The 18,057-nt window shown below is 65.1% G+C and carries 21 protein-coding genes; 9 read left to right on the forward strand and 12 right to left on the reverse strand.

Features of this window, described 5'->3' with window-relative positions; genetic code table 11:
* The first annotated feature begins 161 nt into the window (after nt 1-161).
* Entirely contained in the window at nt 162-1,055 is an 894-nt protein-coding gene (locus tag NKH49_RS08080) for a sugar phosphate isomerase/epimerase family protein (protein WP_352925884.1), read from the forward strand.
* Nucleotides 1,056-1,095: 40 nt separating this feature from the next.
* Here the strand turns inward: NKH49_RS08080 and NKH49_RS08085 are convergent, their stop codons facing one another.
* Nucleotides 1,096-1,551 (reverse strand): Crp/Fnr family transcriptional regulator, encoded by a 456-nt coding sequence (locus NKH49_RS08085; protein WP_352925885.1) that lies wholly within the window; start codon nt 1,549-1,551, stop codon nt 1,096-1,098.
* A gap of 125 nt (nt 1,552-1,676) precedes the next feature.
* Complete coding sequence (locus NKH49_RS08090; RefSeq protein WP_023680479.1) at nt 1,677-2,360, reverse strand: response regulator transcription factor; 684 nt, start codon at nt 2,358-2,360, stop codon at nt 1,677-1,679.
* 144 nt (nt 2,361-2,504) lie between these two features.
* Here NKH49_RS08090 and NKH49_RS08095 point away from each other — a divergent pair, with 144 nt between their 5' ends.
* Entirely contained in the window at nt 2,505-3,041 is a 537-nt protein-coding gene (locus tag NKH49_RS08095) for a L,D-transpeptidase family protein (RefSeq protein WP_352925953.1), read from the forward strand.
* 84 nt (nt 3,042-3,125) lie between these two features.
* Here NKH49_RS08095 and NKH49_RS08100 read toward each other — a convergent pair whose 3' ends face one another.
* The gene (locus tag NKH49_RS08100; protein WP_352925887.1) at nt 3,126-3,371 is read right to left on the reverse strand and encodes a hypothetical protein; all 246 of its coding nucleotides are present in this window, start codon (nt 3,369-3,371) and stop codon (nt 3,126-3,128) included.
* Between the two features lie 165 nt (nt 3,372-3,536).
* Between NKH49_RS08100 and gcvA the strand changes: the two genes are divergently transcribed.
* Nucleotides 3,537-4,457, forward strand: a complete 921-nt coding sequence (gene gcvA / locus NKH49_RS08105) for a transcriptional regulator GcvA (RefSeq protein WP_352925889.1) — start codon at nt 3,537-3,539, stop codon at nt 4,455-4,457.
* A 3-nt stretch (nt 4,458-4,460) separates the two neighbouring features.
* Here the strand turns inward: gcvA and NKH49_RS08110 are convergent, their stop codons facing one another.
* The 6 genes from NKH49_RS08110 to tsaD form a co-directional block, all read right to left on the reverse strand.
* Nucleotides 4,461-4,877, reverse strand: coding sequence for a DUF1761 domain-containing protein (locus NKH49_RS08110; protein ID WP_352817345.1), 417 nt, complete (start codon nt 4,875-4,877; stop codon nt 4,461-4,463).
* Between the two features lie 48 nt (nt 4,878-4,925).
* Complete coding sequence (locus tag NKH49_RS08115) at nt 4,926-5,624, reverse strand: class I SAM-dependent methyltransferase (RefSeq protein ID WP_502907853.1); 699 nt, start codon at nt 5,622-5,624, stop codon at nt 4,926-4,928.
* Entirely contained in the window at nt 5,579-6,004 is a 426-nt protein-coding gene (locus NKH49_RS08120; RefSeq protein ID WP_023680473.1) for an EVE domain-containing protein, read from the reverse strand. Before NKH49_RS08120 ends, NKH49_RS08115 begins: the two co-directional genes overlap by 46 nt.
* Nucleotides 6,005-6,185: 181 nt before the next feature.
* Nucleotides 6,186-6,482 (reverse strand): YciI-like protein, encoded by a 297-nt coding sequence (locus NKH49_RS08125; protein ID WP_352470768.1) that lies wholly within the window; start codon nt 6,480-6,482, stop codon nt 6,186-6,188.
* Between the two features lie 26 nt (nt 6,483-6,508).
* Nucleotides 6,509-7,519, reverse strand: coding sequence for an NAD(P)H-dependent glycerol-3-phosphate dehydrogenase (locus NKH49_RS08130; RefSeq protein ID WP_352920499.1), 1,011 nt, complete (start codon nt 7,517-7,519; stop codon nt 6,509-6,511).
* Entirely contained in the window at nt 7,516-8,601 is a 1,086-nt protein-coding gene (gene tsaD / locus NKH49_RS08135) for a tRNA (adenosine(37)-N6)-threonylcarbamoyltransferase complex transferase subunit TsaD (protein WP_352540951.1), read from the reverse strand. Before tsaD ends, NKH49_RS08130 begins: the two co-directional genes overlap by 4 nt.
* 94 nt (nt 8,602-8,695) lie before the next feature.
* On the opposite strand from tsaD, the gene hemC reads away from it, so the two are divergent.
* From hemC to NKH49_RS08165, 6 genes are all read left to right on the forward strand, one after another.
* The gene (hemC, locus tag NKH49_RS08140) at nt 8,696-9,622 is read left to right on the forward strand and encodes a hydroxymethylbilane synthase (RefSeq protein ID WP_352817356.1); all 927 of its coding nucleotides are present in this window, start codon (nt 8,696-8,698) and stop codon (nt 9,620-9,622) included.
* Nucleotide 9,623: 1 nt separating this feature from the next.
* Nucleotides 9,624-10,331 (forward strand): uroporphyrinogen-III synthase, encoded by a 708-nt coding sequence (locus tag NKH49_RS08145; RefSeq protein ID WP_352767423.1) that lies wholly within the window; start codon nt 9,624-9,626, stop codon nt 10,329-10,331.
* Nucleotides 10,332-10,655: 324 nt separating this feature from the next.
* Nucleotides 10,656-12,146, forward strand: a complete 1,491-nt coding sequence (locus NKH49_RS08150) for a COG4223 family protein (RefSeq protein WP_352613167.1) — start codon at nt 10,656-10,658, stop codon at nt 12,144-12,146.
* A gap of 8 nt (nt 12,147-12,154) precedes the next feature.
* A complete protein-coding gene (locus NKH49_RS08155) occupies nt 12,155-13,765 on the forward strand; it encodes a heme biosynthesis protein HemY (RefSeq protein ID WP_352925892.1) in 1,611 nt (536 codons plus the stop codon).
* A 39-nt stretch (nt 13,766-13,804) separates the two neighbouring features.
* A complete protein-coding gene (locus tag NKH49_RS08160; RefSeq protein WP_352470762.1) occupies nt 13,805-14,284 on the forward strand; it encodes a tellurite resistance TerB family protein in 480 nt (159 codons plus the stop codon).
* Nucleotides 14,285-14,302: 18 nt separating this feature from the next.
* The gene (locus tag NKH49_RS08165; RefSeq protein WP_292657163.1) at nt 14,303-15,019 is read left to right on the forward strand and encodes a glutamine amidotransferase; all 717 of its coding nucleotides are present in this window, start codon (nt 14,303-14,305) and stop codon (nt 15,017-15,019) included.
* Here the strand turns inward: NKH49_RS08165 and NKH49_RS08170 are convergent, their stop codons facing one another.
* The 3 genes from NKH49_RS08170 to NKH49_RS08180 form a co-directional block, all read right to left on the reverse strand.
* Entirely contained in the window at nt 15,020-16,261 is a 1,242-nt protein-coding gene (locus NKH49_RS08170) for an MFS transporter (protein ID WP_352481011.1), read from the reverse strand. It lies immediately after the preceding gene.
* Nucleotides 16,262-16,719: 458 nt separating this feature from the next.
* A complete protein-coding gene (locus NKH49_RS08175; RefSeq protein WP_352481010.1) occupies nt 16,720-17,184 on the reverse strand; it encodes a Ros/MucR family transcriptional regulator in 465 nt (154 codons plus the stop codon).
* 164 nt (nt 17,185-17,348) lie between these two features.
* Nucleotides 17,349-18,053: an ROK family protein gene (locus NKH49_RS08180; RefSeq protein WP_352481009.1), complete on the reverse strand. Its 705-nt coding sequence runs from the start codon at nt 18,051-18,053 to the stop codon at nt 17,349-17,351.
* Between the last annotated feature and the right edge of the window lie 4 nt (nt 18,054-18,057).

Here is an 18,057-nt window from a genome sequence, read left to right on the forward strand (position 1 = left end):
ATACCGCACCAAAATTTAAAGCCTAACAGGGCGCGCCCCGCCGCGCGCTACCCCCCCCGAGGCTGGGGGGGCCGTTCTCCCCGCCCCCACCTTTTTGTCCGAGCATTGGATTGCCAAAACCGCTTTGGACTTGGGTCAGCTGGAAATAACCGGAGACGATCATGTCGCGCATCGGAATCCACTCATTCGTCTGGTCGGCGAGCTCGGCGCAGGGCGACCTCGAGCGGACGCTGGCCAACACCAGGGAAGCCGGCTTCGACCTGATCGAATTCTCCTATCTCGACCCCGCCAATGTCGACATTGACGGCTTGGCCAAGCGGATCGCCGATCTCGGCCTCGGCGTTGCGATCAGCATTGGACTGCCGGCCGACGGCGATATTTCGAGCGCCGACAAAACGATTGCCGCGCACGGCGTCGAAATCCTGGAACGTACGATCGCGCTGACCCGCGATCTCGGCGGCCAGAAGGTTGCCGGCATCCTCAGCACCAGCCACGGCTTGCAAAACGAGGCGCCGACGCGTGACCAGTGGGACCGCAGCGCCGGCACGCTGGCCAAGGTGGCGGACACGGCAAAATCAGCCGGCGTCACCCTCAACCTCGAAATCGTCAACCGCTTCGAAAGCAATCTGCTCAACACCGCCGCGCAAGGCATGGCCTTCATCGCGGACAGTGGCTCTGACAATATCTTCCTGCATCTCGACAGCTTCCACATGAACATCGAGGAGGCCGATGTCGGCTTGGCCATTCGCAATGCGGTCGGGAAGATCGGCTATGTCCATATCGGCGAGAGCCATCGCGGTTTCCTCGGCACCGGCAATATCGATTTTGCCGCGATATTCGATGCGCTGACCGCCATCGGCTACAGCGACGACCTCAGCTTCGAGTCCTTCTCCTCGGAAATCGTCGACGAGAACCTGTCGCGGAAAACCGCGATCTGGCGCAATCTGTGGACCGACAATATGGAGCTGGCCAAACATGCGCGCCGCTTCATTGCGCTGGGACTGGAGACGGCACGGCGCAAGGCCGAGCTTGTTTCCGCAATGCACCGGCCCTGAGCCCTCGCAGTTCCAATCTGGCTAGGCCAAAGGCGCTACATTAGCCGGCAAAACGCGGCCCAAGTTCCTCGATGCGGCGGATCATCGCCTGGAAATCCTCCAAAATGCGCTGGTGCAAGTGAACCGCCAGTTCCGGGTATTCCTCGAGGATGCGGCGGAACATCTTGCGGCTGAGCCGCAGCACTTCCGAATCGATTTCGGCGGAGGCGCTGGTCAGCCGGTTGGTGTCGGCGATCAGCGCCAGTTCGCTGAGTATGGTGCCGGGGCCGGCGGTGCCGATCGGGATGCGCTCGCCGTCGTGCTCGCGGTAGAGCACGATGCGGCCGCCGACGACGATGTAGGCTGAATCGGCCTCGTCGTCCTCGCGGTAAAGCTTGTGGTCGGCTTTCAACATGGTGGTTTCGGCGCCGAAGGCGAGCAGACGCAGCTGTTCCTGCGTAAAGCCCTCGAAGAGCCTCACGGTGGACAGGATGCGGATGTCGTCATCCAGCGCCATCTAGCTATGTCCCCGAACCGTTAGTCCGACTCCTCCCCTACGAGGCCGATCCAAAACCACCTCCAGCCTCAGGACCGTACCCGAAAAGCGCCCCGCCCGGATCGCTTATTTGAATAATGAAATGTTTAAGGAACCAGCTTGTAGCCGCCGCTTTCTGTCACGAGAATTTCCGCGTTGGAAGGATCGCGCTCGATCTTCTGGCGCAGCCGGTAGACGTGAGTTTCGAGCGTATGCGTGGTGACGCCGGAATTGTAGCCCCAGACTTCCTCCAGCAGCACGTCGCGGGTCACCACCTTCTGGTCGGCACGGTAGAGATATTTGATGATCGAGGCTTCCTTTTCGGTCAGCCGCACCTTGGCGCCGCGCGGGTCGATCAGAAGCTTCTGGCTGGGCTTGAACGTGTAGGGGCCGACCGAGAAAGTGGCGTCCTCGCTCTGTTCGTGCTGGCGCAACTGCGCGCGGATGCGGGCCAGCAGCACGGCAAAACGGAACGGCTTCGTCACATAGTCGTTGGCGCCGGCCTCGAGGCCAAGGATGGTGTCGGAATCGGTATCATGGCCGGTCAGCATGATGATCGGCGCCTTGTAGCCGCCCTTGCGCAATATCTTTACCGCCTCGCGGCCATCCATGTCGGGCAGGCCGACATCCATGATGAGCAGGTCGATGAGCCCGCCACGCGCCGTGGCGACGCCTTTGGCGGCGGTCGCTTCCTGCAGGACATCGAATTCCTCATAAAGCGACAATTGCTCGACAAGGGTGCCGCGCAGGTCGTCATCGTCGTCGACGATCAGAATGGTGCGTGAAGTCATGGATCAATCCGTTGTTTTGAAAAGAGATTTCAGTTGACCGCTGCCTGTTTATGCGGAAGCTGACCGGCACAACAGCCGTTCACAGTGATTTGTTCCGTGGCACGATCATACAAGAAAAAACACGATCGCAATGCAGTCGGCGCAATTTTGCCTAAAGGGCTCACCGTGCTCACCGTGCGCGCGCGCCCCGGCCAACCCAGCCAGGGCTTTCTGCAGGCCGGCAAACTGGTGTTTCCATGTGCGCTGGGGCATGGCGGCATCTCGGCCGGCAAGCGCGAGGGCGACGGCGCCACGCCGCTTGCCTCGATGCGGATATTGTCGGGATATTTTCGCGGCGACCGTTTTGCCGGCGGCCGCCGGACGCGGCTGGCGATGACGCCGATCGGCCCCGACCTCGGCTGGTGCGAAGTGCCTGGGGACCGCAACTACAACCGCCCGGTCAAAATCCCCTATGGCGCCAGCCATGAGCGGATGCTGCGCACCGACGATCTCTATGACGCCTGCCTGGTGCTGGACTGGAACATTGTGCCGCGCCGGCGCGGGCGCGGCAGCGCCATCTTCTTCCACCTGGCGCGCCCCGGCTTCACGCCGACGCAAGGCTGCGTCGCGGTAACGGCCCGCACCATGGCACGGCTGCTGCCGCTGCTGTCAGAGCGGACGGTGGTAAGGGTGGTGAGGTGAGGGAATAGGGGAATAGGGGAGTAGGGCAGTAAGAGTAGAGACAAGGGCGGGCGCGCCGCTTAGCTTTCCTACTCCCCTACTCCCCTACTCCCCTACTCCCCTACTCCTTTGCCACCCGATGTCGAGAAGGCCGAGCCGGCCGAGTTCGCGGTCCATGGCGCGTGCGATGTCCTTGCGTTCGCCGCCGATGTCGCGAAGCTGGCGATCGGAGAGATCCTCGACATTTTCGTAGGGAAGACTGACCGCGATTTTTGCGTGCCGAAGCCATTCAAGCACGGCGCGCAGCCAGGCCGGGCGGAGGGTTACCGAGCGCAAGGCGATGTCAGACATGGTGCAATCCGCTTCTCCGGACATCAAATCCGGTTTGATGTTTCTTCGATGCTCAGAGCATGGCGGATTGAAATTCAAACGGGAAACGAGTAGTTTTTTCTGCATCTTCAAGTTTTGTTTGATGATGATTGGAATGCTCGACCGAACCCTCCTCGTCTGGCACTGATGGCGCGCCTGCTGCCTGGAACCCGTGCGCTGCGGACGCTGGAGGCAGCGGCCCGGCACCTCAATTTCACCCGCGCCGCCGACGAGCTCGGCCTGACGCCGGCAGCGGTCAGCCATCAGATCAAGGAAATCGAGGATCAGCTCGGCATCGTGCTGTTCACACGCACCAGCCGCACGATCCGGTTGACCGAGGCGGGCGCGGTGCTGTTCGAAGCTTCGACCGATGCGCTCGACCTGCTTGGCCGGGCCGTCTCACGGGCGCAGAAGGCGGCGCGCGGATCGGCGCTGCTGAAGGTCACCCTCGATGCGCAATTCGCGACGAAGTGGCTGATGCGGCGCGTCGACGATTTTCGCAAGCAGCATCCGGCAATCGAGCTGCGTTTCGACATCAGTTACGAGGTGCGCGACTTCGATCGCGACGACGTCGATCTCGGCATCCGTTTCGGCACCGGCAAATATCCGGGGCTTCGCTCGCACCGGCTGTTCGAAAACGTCATCATCCCCGTCTGCAGCCCGGCCTTGCTGCGGTCAGGGCCGCCGCTCAAGGAGCCGCGCGACCTGTTCCACCATACGCTGGCCCATATCGAGTGGTCGCGCCAGGGCGTCACCTGGCCGAACTGGAGCATGTGGATGGCGGCAGCGGGCGTCGACGATTTCGACGACAGCCGGACCATCGTGTTCGGCAATTCGACCGATGCCGTCCAGGCCGCGCTCGACGGCAACGCGGTCGCGCTCGCCGATTTCGCCATGGTGGCGAACGACCTTTCGGAAGGTAGGCTGATCCGGCCGTTCGAACTCGGCATCAAGGTCGCGCCCGAATTCGCCTATTTCCTGGTCTATCCGGAGACTGCGGCGAACGATGCGCGCATCGTCGCCTTTCGCGCTTGGCTCCTCGACGAAATCGCAAGGACCCCGACCTGACGTTCAGCCCGCCGCCGCGCCGAACCAGCCGATCACCGCGCCGATGAGAAGCAGCACGCCGAGCCAGTGACCGACATCGATCAGCGTCAGATCCCAGCCGAAACCTTCGTAGCGATGGTTGACCGAAAGCGTCGTGGCGACGAACCCCAGCCAGAGAACGAAGCCGAAGATCACCCCGGCAAGCAGGCTCGGTTCGCCGCCGGTCACGGCGCCAATGATCAGCGACATGACCAGCGCCATGACGAGCTCCGCGACGAAGGAGACGACGAAGGGCAGCATCGATTTGCTCATGGTCGCCGGATCAAGCTTGGCGGCCTTCAGCCACGGCTTGCTCAAGCCCATGTACCAGGCCCCGCCGAACAGCCACGCCACGACGGCGGCGACGATTACCGCCAGCCAATTGATTGCTGAAAAATCCATGGTTCCCTCCGGTCGATTGCGCGATGGAACGCCTGTTCGGCGATGCCGTCAAGCAAGGCGCCAGACGGTGGTGCGCTTGACCTCGGCGTCCTCCAGCGCCCGGGTCACCGCCACTTCATAGACGGCAAGCGATTCCAGTCCCGCCCTCGGCAGATAGGAACGGCCGGGATCACCGACGAGGATGTCGCCGCCGCGCGCCTTCAGCGCGACGAACCACGGCATCAGCCTGTCGGCGAAAGTTTTGTCGTAGAAGACGTCGCCGGCCAGCACCACGTCCCAGCCGGCATCGCTGCCGATGCAGTCACCGATGAGGAATTTTATCTCGGTCCCATTTGCCTCGGCATTGAGGCGGATCGCGGTCGCGCAGAATGGGTCGATATCGGCGGCGATCACCTCGGCAGCTCCGGCCTTCACCGCGGCAATGGCGACAAGGCCGGAGCCGGAGGCGAAGTCCAGCACGCGCTTGCCGCGCACCGCCGCCGGATTGTCGAGGATGTAGCGGGCAAGGCCTTGGCCGCCGGCCCAGGCAAAAGCCCAGAAGGGTGGCGGCAGGCCGATTTCGGTCAGCTCGTCCTCGGTCCGCTGCCACAGTTCGTGCGCCTCGTCGGCCAGGTGCAGGCGGATCTCCGGCACATGCGGCGGCGCCATCAGCGCCGTGTTGTCGAGGATGAATTTCCTGGCGCTGTCCGGCGTCAGCGCCGTCATGGCGCCGGCGTCAGGCCGCCCATGCGGCAAACCTCTTGCCATTCGGCCGGCGTCACCGGCTGCACAGACAGCCGCCCGAGCCGCACCAGCGCCATGTCGGCCAGCTTTGGATTGGCCTTGGCCTGCTCCAGCGTCACCGGCTTCGGCATGGCCTTGAAGGCGCGGATGTCGACGCACTCCCAGCGGGGATCGTCGGTGGTGCTGTCCTGATGGGCCAGAGCGCAGACTTCGGCGATGCCGACGATGTCCAGCCCGTCATTGGAATGGTAGAAGAAGCCGAGATCGCCGATCTGCATCGCCTTCATGTTGTTGCGCGCCGCATAATTGCGCACGCCGTCCCACTGCGTGCCGGCCTTGCCCTTGGCCTTGAGGTCCTCGAAGGAGAAGACCGAAGGTTCGGATTTGAACAGCCAGTAGTTCATCTCAGTTGTCCCGTTGCCGTTGTCGGTTTGTCGCTATCCAGCGTTGGCGCTGCCCCTCACCCTTACCCGCTCCCCGTAAGGACGGGGAGAGGGGTCGCCAGCGCTGGAGCTTCTCCCTTCTCCCCGTTCTTCACGGGGAGAAGGTGCCGGCAGGCGGATGAGGGGCAGCGCGAACGAACGATCATTCACTCACAGGTTTGTTGAAGCTCCAGTTCCATTGCCGGATTTCGACGCTTTCGAACAGCCCTGCCTTGGTATAGGGATCGGCCGCCGACAGGGCTTTTGCCGCCGCCAGATCGGGCGCCTCGACAACGACGAGGCTGCCGTCCGGCTTGCCGTCGGCGTCGAGGAAAGGGCCGGCGAAACCCAGTTTCTTGTCGCCGTTCAGCCCTTCCAGAAAGGCAATGTGCTCGGGCCGCGTGTCGAGCCGCACCTGCAGGCTTCCTGGCTTGTCCTTGCAAATCAACGCAAACAGCATCTTTCCATCTCCGCAATCGTTCGCGATTACATGTCGGTTTCGGTCTTGAGTGGCCTTGTCATCAACGCCGACACAGCCTGGTCTATAGTTATGGTGCCGTCCAGTATGGCGGCGACGGCGGCGATGATCGGCGCGTCGATCCGGCGCTCGCCGGCGATGCGGGCGGCGATTGCAGCCGTCGGCACGCCTTCGGCCAAAGGCAAGCCGGCAAGCGGCTTGCCTTGCCCCAGCGCCAGCCCATAGGCGAAATTGCGCGACTGCGCGGACGAGCAGGTGAGCAGCAGGTCGCCGAGGCCGGAAAGCCCCATCAGCGTCTCCGGCCTGGCGCCAAAGGCGGCGCCGATGCGGCGCAATTCGACGAAGCCGCGCGTCACCATCGCCGCCTGGGCGCTGGCACCGAGCCCGGCGCCGGTGACGGCACCCGCGGCAATGGCAAAGACGTTCTTCAGCGCGCCGCCGATCTCGACGCCGATCAGATCGTCGCTCGAATAACAGCGCAGATTTTCCGCCGAAAAGCGGGCGGCAAGCTCGGTGGCCAGAGCCTCGTCGCGGGCGGCGACCACGACGGCCGTCGGCAGGCCCCTGGCGACATCGGTGGCAAAGCTTGGGCCGGACAAAGCGGCGACCGGATTTGCCGGCAGTATTTCCTCGGTGATGGACGACAGCAGCGCGCCGGTGTCGCGCTCGATGCCCTTGGCGCAGAGGACCAGCGGGACGCCTTCCGGCATATGGCTGGACGCGGCCGTCAGCATAATCCGCAACGATTGCGCCGGCGCTACCGCCAGAACGCAGTCGGCACCGTCGAGCGCCGCCTCGATGTCGCTCGTCGCCACGATGCCGGGATCGAGCGCAATGCCCGGCAGATAGCGCGGATTTTCGCCACGGTCGACCGCCGCGACGGTCTCCGGGTCGCGCGCATAGAGGCGGACGAAATGACCGGCGCGCAGCGTGGCCAGCGCCAGCGCCGTGCCCCAGGCGCCGCCGCCGAGCACGGCGACGCGCCAGCCGCTTGGCGCCTTGTGCTCGCTGCCGGTCATGCCTTGGCCCCACGCCGGCCCGAGCCGACCATCGGGGCCGAGACGCTGTCCAGCGGCCAGCGCGAGCGCGGCACGAAATCGGCGGCGTTTTCACCTGATATGCCGGCGCGCAAGCGCTCGATGCCGGCCCAGGCGATCATCGCCGCATTGTCGGTGCAGAGGTTGAGCGGCGGCGCGACGAAGCTGAACCCGGCCTGCTCGCACAGGCCCTGCAATGTCGCCTTGATGGTCCGATTGGCGGCGACGCCGCCGGCGACAACCAATGCAGGCTCGGCCTTGTCCGGGAATTGCTGACGGAACCGGGTCAGCGCCCGCGCAACACGGTCGCCCAGCGCATCCGCGACCGCCGCCTGGAACGAGGCGCAGATATCGGCGACATCCTGGTCGCTCAGCGGGGCAATCGCGGTTGCCGCTTGGCGCACCGCGGTCTTGAGGCCGGAGAAGGAAAAATCGGGCTGCACGGAGCCCTTCATCGGGCGCGGAAAGGCGAAACGCGTCGCGTCACCGGTTGCCGCCGCCTTCTCGACATTCGGTCCGCCCGGATAGGGCAGGCCGAGCATCTTGGCCGTCTTGTCGAAGGCCTCGCCAAGCGCGTCGTCGATCGTCGTCGCCCAGCGCTGGTAGTCGCCGACGCCGCGCACGGCGACGATCTGGGTATGGCCGCCGGAGACCAGCAGCAAGAGGTAGGGAAAGTCGAGGCCGTCGGTCAATCTGGCCGTCAGCGCATGGCCTTCGAGATGGTTGATGGCGATCAGCGGTTTTTTTGCTGCCGCGGCGATTGCTTTGGCCGTCATCAGGCCGACGATCAGCCCGCCGACAAGACCGGGGCCGGCGGTGGCGGCAATCGCATCGATGTCGGCGAGCTCGACGCCGGAATCGGCCAGCGCTGCCTCGATGATGCCGTCGAGCGCCTCGACATGGGCGCGCGCGGCGATCTCCGGCACGACGCCGCCGAAAGCAGCATGCTCCTCGATCTGGCTGAGCACGATGTTCGACAGGATTTGCGGCGTGCTGCGACCGTCCAGCGCCACCACGCTGGCGGCGGTCTCGTCGCAACTCGTCTCGATGCCCAGAACGCGGATCAATTCGTCGCTGTCCTCGATGATTGTGCAACCGGCCTTTCCCCGATAGGAGAAAGCCCGAAAACCTGCCGGGGGTTATCACGGACGACGCGTCATGCAAACAACCTTGAGAATCGGAACACGCGGCAGCCCGCTGGCGCTGGCGCAGGCGCATGAAACGCAGGCGCGGCTGATGGCGGCGCACGGCATGCCGGCGGAAGCTTTCGAGGTGGTTGTCATCTCGACCACCGGCGACCGCATCCAGGACCGGCCGCTGTCGGAAGCCGGCGGCAAGGGCCTGTTCACCAAGGAGATCGAGGAGGCGCTGCTGGCGCGCCGCATCGACATCGCCGTGCATTCGTCGAAGGACATGCCGACGCTGTTGCCCGAGGGGCTGGAACTGTCCGCGTTCCTGCCGCGCGAGGACGCGCGCGATGCCTTCATCGGCAAGGCGGCGCGAACGATTGCAGGCCTGCCGCAAGGCGCCAGGGTCGGTTCGTCGTCGCTGCGGCGCCAGGCGCTGATCCGGCGGATGCGGCCGGACGTCGAAGTGGTGATGTTTCGCGGCAATGTGCAGACGCGGCTGCGCAAGCTCGACGACGGCATCGCCGACGGCACCATCCTCGCCTATGCCGGGCTGAAGCGGCTCGGGCTCGAAGACGTCGTCACCGACCTGATGCCGCTCGAGGTCTTTCCGCCGGCGCCGGGGCAAGGCGCGATCTGCATCGAAAGCCGCATCGGAGACCGCGACGTAGAACAGATGCTGGCAGCGATCCACGACGGGCCGACCGGCGAGGCGCTGGCCTGCGAGCGCGCCTTCCTGGCGGCGCTCGACGGGTCCTGCCGCACGCCGATCGCCGGACATGCGACGATATCGGGCGGAACGGTTTCCTTTGCCGGGCTGATCATCTCGCCCGATGGCACGCAGTCGCATGAAGTCAGGCTGCAAGGGCCGGCGCAGGAGGCGGCGCGCATTGGCGCGGAAGCCGCGGCGACCGTTCGGGCCAAGGCCGGCGAAACATTCTTCGATGGCTGGACCTGACATGCTCCGCGTCCTGGTGACGAGGCCCGAACCGGGCGCGTCGCGCACGGGGCGCCGGCTTGCGGATGCCGGCTTTCAGCCGATCCTGCTGCCATTGACCGGAACCGTGACGCTGCCGGTCGATGCCGGCGCGCTCGCTGACGCCGCGGCGGTCGCGGTCACCAGCGCCAATGCCGTTCGCCATGCGCCGAAAGAGGTCATCGCGGCGCTCGCCGGCTTGCCGTGCCACGCCGTCGGCAGGAAGACGGCGGAAGCCGCCCGCGCTGCCGGGTTTCTGTCGGTCAGCGAAGGCCCGGGCAATGCCGAGGCGCTGGCCGATGCGCTTGCTGGCGGTTACGCGGGGCAGACGATCGTCTATCTCTGCGGGCGGGTAAGATTTCCCGGCTTCGAGGAAGGGCTGTTGGCGTCGGGCGTTCAGATCCGCGCCGTCGAGACCTACGACACCGTTGTCCTGGATTACTCCGACGAGGCCGTTCTTGCGCGCCTGTCCGCCCGGCCGGTCGAGGCGGTGCTGCTCTACTCGGCCAAGGCGGCCACCGCTATGCAGGCCCTGGCTAGCCGGCCGGTGCTGCGCGGTGTTTTTGAAAAAACGCGCTTTTTCGGATTATCGGGGCGCATCGCCGCGGCCTTGGGCGATGTAGCCGAGATCCGGATTGCGCCTGAGCCCAGCGAGGACGCGCTGCTGGGACTTTTGCAGGCGCCGCGCTGATGGCATTAGCGGCGGCTCTGTGCCGTCCTCGAGGGGCGGCGCCAAACTCAGGCGATTGCTCTCGGGCACATTTTGTTCTTGCTTTGTGCCGGCAGCTATGCTACTAATTTGGCTATGGTGCCAATTGGCTCCAACGACCCGCCCGCCGAGGCGGGTTTTTTGTGTGCCGAGCATGGGCCTTGGCTTGAAACGTGGATTCGGCCCTGCGGCGTTTTGCCAAAACTGAACTCCAAGCCGTGGCGTCATCACGCCGCCCCTTTTCACCGCTTGGTGATGTGCTAGACCCTTTCAACCATCCCGAAGCGAATTTTGCGGAGCCCGAGCATGGTCAAGACGCCGAAGATGCGGCATTCCAAGAGCCGCCGTGAGCCGGTGACCATCGAGCTTGAGCCTGGCGCCGTCTCCCGAGTCGCCGACAAACAGGATGCCGTGACCTCGCAGACCGACGAGGCGCGGGCCGAGGAAGCGGCGAACGCCTCGCAGCCGGAGCCACCTGAAGAGCCGGTGCATGCGGACCAGACCGATCTCGAGCCATGGGAACATGCCGACGCAGCCGCGCCGGCCGGCACGCAAGAGCCGGCGGACGCCGGCGACGATTCTGCCAGGGAAGCGGAAACCCCCTATCCCGCCGGTTCGGATGCGCCGGCCGGGCGCTCCGCGGTTTCCGATTACAGCTTCGAAGATGCATCCAGCGGAACCGGGGCCAACGAACCGAGGATCCCAGGTTCCGGCGAGAAGACAGCTGAGACGAGGGACGACCATATGGCAGCGCAGCCGAAGCGAAGCGGCATCAACGGCATCGCCGCCGGTATTATCGGCGGCGTCATCGCCCTCGCCGCGGCCGGCGGGCTGCAATTTGCCGGCCTGCTCGGTGCGCCGGGGACGGGCGGCGTGTCGCTCGACGCGATCAATGGTGAGATCGTTTCGCTGAAACGCGAGGTCGCGGACCTCAGACAGGCCGGCGCCAACAATGACGCATCGGCCAAGGTGGACGGGCTGTCGTCGGCGCTGGATCAGGTCAGGGCGGACGTCGCGGCGTTGAAGTCGGCGGTCGAGCAAGGCGGTGCCGGCGACAATGCCGGCCTGGCAGCACTTGGCGACAAGGTAAGGCAGATCGAGACGGCGGTTGCGGCCCTCGGCAAAGCCGGCGGTACGGCGCCGGTCGATCTCGGCCCGCTCAACGAAAGGCTGGCCGCGCTCGATGCGCTGGTGAAATCGGCCGGCGAGACGACAAAGGCGCAGGACAGCCGGCTTGCGGCCCTGGAACAGTCGGTTTCACAGATCTCCGGCAAGGTCGATGCACAGGCTTCGCAGCCGAAGATCGCACTGGCCATTGCCGCTTCGGCGCTCAAGGCAGCGCTCGACCGTGGTGCACCGTTCGCCGCCGAGCTGGAAACCTTTGCCGCGATCTCACCCGATGCACCCGAGATCGCGACGTTGCGCACCTATGCCGAAAAGGGCGTCTCGATGCGCTCCGAGATCGCCGCCGAAGCGGACGCCGCCGCCAACGCGATGGTCGCTGCCGCGACGCCCATCGACCAGAATGCCGGCATCCTGCAGAAGCTGCTGTCCAGCGCCGAATCGCTGGTCAAGGTCAGGCCGATCGGCGCCGTCGAAGGCACCGGCGTCCCGGAAACCGTCGCTCGCATGGAGGTCGCGGTCAGCCAGGGCGACTACGCCAAGGCGCTCAGCGAATATGAAACCCTGCCTGAGGCGGCCAAGGCCGCCGGCGCCGACTTTGCCGGCAAGTTGAAAGCGCGGATGGAGGTCGAGACGCAGATCGATTCGCTCATCGCAGGCGCGATGAAGGCGTGAGGAACCCGATGATCCGCATCCTCGCCTTCCTTGCCGTCGTCTTTGCGCTCGGGCTCGGCTTCGCCTGGCTGGCCGACCGGCCGGGCGAAATGCTCGTCACCTTCAACGGCTATAAATACCAGGTCAGCCTGATGGTCGCGGCGGTGGCGGTCGTTGCCGTGGTTGCCGCGGTAATGATCGTCTGGTGGCTGGTCAAGGCGCTGTGGAACAGCCCCTATACGATCTCGCGCTATTTCCGCGTGCGTCGCCGCGACCGCGGCTACCAGGCGCTGTCGACCGGGATGATCGCCGCCGGCGCCGGTGACGGCGCGCTCGCCCGCAAGAAGACCAAGGAAGCGGCAAAGCTGATCCGCTCCGATCAGGAGCCACTGATCCAGCTGCTCGACGCGCAGGCCTCGCTGCTCGAAGGCGACCATGAAGGCGCCCGCGAAAAGTTCGAGACCATGCTCGATGATCCCGAAATGCGGCTGCTCGGCCTGCGCGGGCTTTATCTCGAGGCCGAGCGGCTCGGCGACCGCAACGCAGCCCGCCACTATGCCGGCCGTGCCGCGGCGGTAGCGCCGCAACTGGCCTGGGCGGCCGAATCGACGCTGGAAGACCTGACCGAACGCGGCGACTGGGATGGCGCGCTGAAACTGGTCGACGCCCAGAAGTCGACCCGGCAGATCGAGCGTGACGCCGCCAACCGGCGCCGCGTCGTGCTGCTGACCGCCAAGGCGCAGGCGCTGATCGACAGCGATGCCAATGCCGCAAGGACGGCGGCGCTCGAAGCCAATCGGCTGCGGCCGGATTTTGCACCGGCGGCGGTCGTCGCGGCGAAATTGCTGTTTAGACAGAACGACGTGCGCAAAGGCTCGAAAATCCTCGAGGCGGCGTGGAAGGCCGAGCCCCATCCGGAGATCGCCGAGCTCTACACCCATGCCAGGCCGGGCGATGCCGTGCTCGACCGGCTGAACCGGGCAAAGAAGCTGCAGGAGCTGAAGAAGAACCATGCCGAGTCCTCGCTTGCCGTGGCGCGCGCCGCGCTAGATGCGCAGGATTTTTCAACCGCCCGCCGCGAGGCGGAAGCCGCCATCCGCATCGATCGCCGCGAAGGCGCCTATCTGCTGCTGGCCGATATCGAGGAGGCCGAGACCGGCGACCAGGGCAAGGTGCGGCAGTTGCTGTCGAAGGCGGTGAGAGCGCCGCGCGACCCGGCCTGGGTTGCCGACGGCGTCGTCTCCGACCGCTGGGCTCCGGTATCGCCGATCACCGGCAGGCTCGATGCATTCGAATGGCGGGCGCCGATGGAGCGGCTCGGGCAGTTGATCGACGGTCATGAGGATACGCCGGAGGTGCAGGTGCCGGCCATCGCGGCGGCTCCAGCCAGGCCGGTACAGGAAAGGGCCGGGTCGATCGAGCACACGGCGGAGACACCGGGCACAGCGACCGAGGAGAAGACGGACGACCGCGCCGGCGAGGATCATGTGACACCAATCACCGCGGCGGCGTTTGCCCAAGTGCCGGAAGATGCCGAGGCCGTCGAGCCGGCGCAGGAGCTGACGCGGCTGCCCGACGACCCCGGCGTCGATCCAGACGACGCGGCGGATAAATCGACGCGCCGGTTTCGTTTATTCTGATCAGGGTCAAGTGGACCCCGGCTTATTGGGAATGATTTGATGTTCGAACGCGTTTTGTCGTTTCTAAGGGATCTGCCGTCCGGTGGTGGCGCCAGCCCCAGCGCCGACGATCCGCGCATTGCCGCGTCCGCCCTGCTTTTCCACGTGATGAACGCCGACGGGGTGCGCCAGGATAGCGAATGGGAACGGTTCAAGAAGGTGCTGGCGGAAAGCTACTCGATCAGCGGTGACGAACTCGACGCGTTGGCGGCTGCCGGCGAGCGGGCCGACAATGAGGCGATCGACCTCTACGCCTTCACCAGCGTGCTCAAGCGCCATCTCGACGCCGAGGCGCGAAAGGCCTTCATCGGCCTGATGTGGGAGATCGTCTATGCCGATGGCGAGCTGCACGAGCTCGAGGACAATACCGTGTGGCGGGTCGCCGAGCTGATCGGCGTCGAACGTCGCGACCGTGTCGAGGCGCGTCTCAAGGCGGCCGCCGCGGCGCCTGGTGCTGCCGGAACCTCAAGCGACGAATAGACAGGATCCCGCCTTCCAATGCCGCCCAAGCCAAGTCCGAGACCAAAGATCCTGATCGTGCTGCATCAGGAGCATTCGAGCCCCGGACGGGTCGGCCATATGCTTATCGAGGAAGGCTTCGACCTCGACATCCGCCGACCGCCGCTCGGCGAGGCCTTGCCGCAGACGCTGGATGGCCATGCCGGCGCCGTGGTGTTCGGAGGGCCGATGAGCGCCAATGACGGCGACGAGTTCGTCCGCCGCGAGACCGACTGGCTCAAAATTCCGCTCAACGAGAACCGGCCGCTGCTTGGCATCTGCCTCGGCGCGCAAATGCTGGTCAAGCATCTTGGCGGCAGGGTCGAGGGCCATGGCGAGGGCCTCGTCGAAATCGGCTGGTATCCGCTGAAGGCGACCGAAGCGGGCAGCAGGCTGATGCATTGGCCGGAGATGGTCTATCAGTTCCATCGCGAAGGGTTTTCGCTGCCGAAGGACGCGACGCTTTTGGCGACGGCCGAAACCTATCCCAACCAGGCCTTCCGCTATGGCGACAATGCCTGGGGCATTCAGTTCCATGGCGAATTGACCCGGGCGATGATGCAGCGCTGGGTGGTGCGCGGCGCGCACCGCTTCGAACTGCCCGGCGCGCAGCCCGGCCGCGATCATCTCGGCGGCCGGCTGATCTGGGACATGCACCTCAAGCGCTGGCTCGGCGAGTTCCTGCCGATGATTTTCGGCAAGCCGGCGCTGCGGTAATCAGTTTCGCCCCCTGAGATGACGCACCTTGCGCAGCTGCGGGAACAGCACCGCCCATAGGCCGGCAACAGCGATCGCCCCGACACCCCCGACCACCACGGCCGGAACCGTGCCGATCAACGCCGCCATGGTACCGGCGCGGAATTCGCCGAGCTCATTGGAAGCGCCGACAAACACCTGGTTGACGGCGTTGACGCGGCCGCGAACGGCGTCCGGCGTCCACAGCTGGATCAGCGTCTCGCGGATATAGACGCTGAACATGTCAGTGGCGCCGAGCAGCGCAAGGGCCGCAATCGACAGCCAGGTGATGGTCGAGAGGCCGAACAGAACCGTGAACGCGCCGAACAGCGCGACGAAGCCGAGCATGACAAGGCCGGCATGGTTGCGGATCGGGTGTCCGGCCAGCCAGATGGCGACGCAGATGGCGCCGACGCCGGGCGCCGAGCGCAACAGGCCGAGCCCCCATGGGCCGAGTTCGAGGATATCGCGCGCGTAGACCGGCAGCAGCGCCGAGGCGCCGGACAGGAGCACCGCAAACAGATCGAGCGAAATCGCACCGAGCACGATCTTTTCGCTCCAGATATAGCCGAAGCCGGCGAACAGGGTCTGTACCGTCGGCCTGTCGGTCCGGCTGCGCTGGGCAGGCTTCGGGATGGTGAAGATCAGCACGGCGGCAACCAGCATCAGCACAGCGGCGGTGGTGTAGGCGGCTTCGGCTGAAAGCCCGTAGAGCAGGCCGCCGGCGACCGGCCCGACGATGGTTGCCGTCTGCCAGGCGGACGAGTTCCAGGCGATGGCGTTGGCAAAATCCTCGGGCGGCACCAGATTGGCGAACAGCGATGAGGAGGCCGGCCCGAAGAAGGCGCGCGCGATGCCGAACATGGCGAGCACGATGAAGACCGGCATCGGCCCGGAGAGGCCGCGTAGCGTCAGCAGCAGCAGGGCCAAGGCGCAGCCCGCCTCGACCAGCACCGCCAGCGCCATGATCAGCCGGCGCCCGAAACGATCGGCAACGTCGCCGGTGACCAGCACCAGCAGCAGAGAAGGCAGGAACTGGACGATGCCGACAAGGCCGAGGTCGAACGGGTCGCGGGTGAGATCGTAGATCTGCCAGCCGACGGCGACCGACACGATCTGGGTGGAGAATGTCGAGAGGAAGCGGGCCGCCCAGTAGCTCAGGAACGGCCGATGGCGAAAGGCGGCATAGCGCTGGTCGGATGGTACTTGGGATTCTGTGGTCATGGAATAAGGCCCCGTGGCGGCTATGTCGGCCGGCGGGGCACTTCCTCGATGGGCGCTGGTCCGGCCAAAAAAGCCTTTAGCGCAGTTCGGCGCAGGGCGCGCGCAAAAATCCGGCGTGGCTCCAGCTTTTTTCAGGCTGCCATACCAATTGCAGGCGGCAACCACGCTCGGCGGAGATGGAGAGGGTTATTTGGCGCGCAGGTCGAGTTCCTTCGCGCCCCCCCTCTGTCCTGCCGGACATCTCCCCCTCAAGGGGGGAGATTGGACGTCGCGACGTCCTTCGCCAGTCTCCGGCTTCGAAGGCAATTTGTACGTTCAAAGATTTGTACGTTTAAAGCGTAGCGCCATCGGCGAGGCAGCTGATCTCCCCCCTTGAGGGGGAGATGTCCGGCAGGACAGAGGGGGGCGCTGTCCCGCCAATCTTCGAGGCTTGCGTTTGCAGGGCTTCGAACGATGCTTTAGGCCGTCGCCTTGGCCTTCCTGCCCCTGCCCTTGACGGGCGCGGGCGGGGGGGCTTTGCGGCCGAGACCGATCGCCTTGGCCAGCTGCGAACGCGAGGCCGCGTAGTTGGGGGCGACCATCGGGTAGTCCGACGGCAGGCCCCATTTGGCGCGATAGGCGTCGGGCGTCAGCCCGAAATGAACGCCGATATGGCGCTTCAAGGATTTGAACTTCTTGCCGTCCTCGAGACAGATGATGTAGTCCGGCGTCACCGATTTCTTGGGATTGACGGCAGGCGTCAGCGGCGCGGCGACCGGCACAGCCGGTTGCCCGAGGCCGCCTATGGAAGCGCTGACGCTGGCGATGAGATCGCCGAGGCCGGAAGCCGGCAAGCGGTTCTTCTCGACATAGGCGGACACGATATGGGCGGTCAGCTCGAGCAGGTCGATATTTTTGCGAGCGTTGTTGTTGTCGTCGGTCAATCTATCTCTCCGTCCATGGGGGTCGCAGAAATTCCTAGTCGGCAAATCTGCGCAATGCAATGACGCCGCACCACGTCACACATTATTTTGAATAATAATACTAACGGCAGCGCGGGATTAACAACCCTGAGCCGGTGCTCGATAATATCAGACAATCAGCAATATCAAATAATCAGGGATTTGTCGCGCCATAGTCGAAATCCGCCCTCGAAGGCGCGTGTGTTGTCGCCGCGTCTGCAATCGGCGGGCAAGTCGGTGAGTTCGTCGACATTGCCGCCGCCGATGACCACGTAGTCCGGCTGCATGGCGGCGCGAAGCCGGTCGACCACGTCGAAGACGTGTTTGCGCCATTTCTTCTTGCCGCGCTTTTGCAGGCCGCGTTCGCCGACATAGTCTTCGAAACTGCCGCGCTTCTTGTAGGGAAGATGGGCAAGCTCCATCGGCTGGGCAACGTTATCGACGATCATCGCGGCCCCAAGGCCGGTGCCGAGGCCAAGGAACAGCATGCGGCCGCCCTCATAACTGCCGATGGCCTGCATGAGCGCATCGTTAACGACCTTGACCGGTTTGCCGAACTCGGCGGCGAAATCGCAGCCGACCCAGCCCTTGCCGAGATTGGCGGGTTCGGTCAGCGGCCGGTTGTGGTGCACCGGGCCCGGATAGCCCATCGAGACGACATCGTAGCGCAGCCCTTCGGCGAGCGTCTTCACCGCCGCGACCATCTGCTGCGGCGTAAGCTCCGGTCCGGAAGCGGTCTTGCGCTCGTCGCCGCCGGCACTGGTGCGGATCTTGACGTGCGAGCCGCCGATATCGATCGCAAGCACGATCTTTTCTTCCTCCGATGCCGGTTGCTTCACCGCCTTGGCCATCGCT

This window comes from Mesorhizobium sp. M1088, from assembly GCF_040318575.1.
Lineage (GTDB): Bacteria > Pseudomonadota > Alphaproteobacteria > Rhizobiales > Rhizobiaceae > Mesorhizobium.

What these genes read in the sequence shown, in the direction of transcription:
- NKH49_RS08125 (WP_352470768.1), bottom strand. Translation starts at nt 6,482, where the DNA reads ATGCTGTTTGCGTTGATTTGCAAGGACAAGCCAGGAAGCCTGCAGGTG.
- NKH49_RS08090 (WP_023680479.1), bottom strand. Translation starts at nt 2,360, where the DNA reads ATGACTTCACGCACCATTCTGATCGTCGACGACGATGACGACCTGCGC.
- NKH49_RS08130 (WP_352920499.1), bottom strand. Translation starts at nt 7,519, where the DNA reads ATGACCGGCAGCGAGCACAAGGCGCCAAGCGGCTGGCGCGTCGCCGTG.
- hemC (WP_352817356.1), top strand. Translation starts at nt 8,696, where the DNA reads ATGCAAACAACCTTGAGAATCGGAACACGCGGCAGCCCGCTGGCGCTG.
- NKH49_RS08110 (WP_352817345.1), bottom strand. Translation starts at nt 4,877, where the DNA reads ATGGATTTTTCAGCAATCAATTGGCTGGCGGTAATCGTCGCCGCCGTC.
- NKH49_RS08100 (WP_352925887.1), bottom strand. Translation starts at nt 3,371, where the DNA reads ATGTCTGACATCGCCTTGCGCTCGGTAACCCTCCGCCCGGCCTGGCTG.
- NKH49_RS08120 (WP_023680473.1), bottom strand. Translation starts at nt 6,004, where the DNA reads ATGAACTACTGGCTGTTCAAATCCGAACCTTCGGTCTTCTCCTTCGAG.
- NKH49_RS08155 (WP_352925892.1), top strand. Translation starts at nt 12,155, where the DNA reads ATGATCCGCATCCTCGCCTTCCTTGCCGTCGTCTTTGCGCTCGGGCTC.
- gcvA (WP_352925889.1), top strand. Translation starts at nt 3,537, where the DNA reads ATGGCGCGCCTGCTGCCTGGAACCCGTGCGCTGCGGACGCTGGAGGCA.
- NKH49_RS08080 (WP_352925884.1), top strand. Translation starts at nt 162, where the DNA reads ATGTCGCGCATCGGAATCCACTCATTCGTCTGGTCGGCGAGCTCGGCG.
- NKH49_RS08170 (WP_352481011.1), bottom strand. Translation starts at nt 16,261, where the DNA reads ATGACCACAGAATCCCAAGTACCATCCGACCAGCGCTATGCCGCCTTT.
- NKH49_RS08085 (WP_352925885.1), bottom strand. Translation starts at nt 1,551, where the DNA reads ATGGCGCTGGATGACGACATCCGCATCCTGTCCACCGTGAGGCTCTTC.
- NKH49_RS08115 (WP_502907853.1), bottom strand. Translation starts at nt 5,624, where the DNA reads ATGGCAAGAGGTTTGCCGCATGGGCGGCCTGACGCCGGCGCCATGACG.
- NKH49_RS08165 (WP_292657163.1), top strand. Translation starts at nt 14,303, where the DNA reads ATGCCGCCCAAGCCAAGTCCGAGACCAAAGATCCTGATCGTGCTGCAT.
- NKH49_RS08160 (WP_352470762.1), top strand. Translation starts at nt 13,805, where the DNA reads ATGTTCGAACGCGTTTTGTCGTTTCTAAGGGATCTGCCGTCCGGTGGT.
- NKH49_RS08150 (WP_352613167.1), top strand. Translation starts at nt 10,656, where the DNA reads ATGGTCAAGACGCCGAAGATGCGGCATTCCAAGAGCCGCCGTGAGCCG.
- NKH49_RS08180 (WP_352481009.1), bottom strand. Translation starts at nt 18,053, where the DNA reads ATGGCCAAGGCGGTGAAGCAACCGGCATCGGAGGAAGAAAAGATCGTG.
- NKH49_RS08145 (WP_352767423.1), top strand. Translation starts at nt 9,624, where the DNA reads ATGCTCCGCGTCCTGGTGACGAGGCCCGAACCGGGCGCGTCGCGCACG.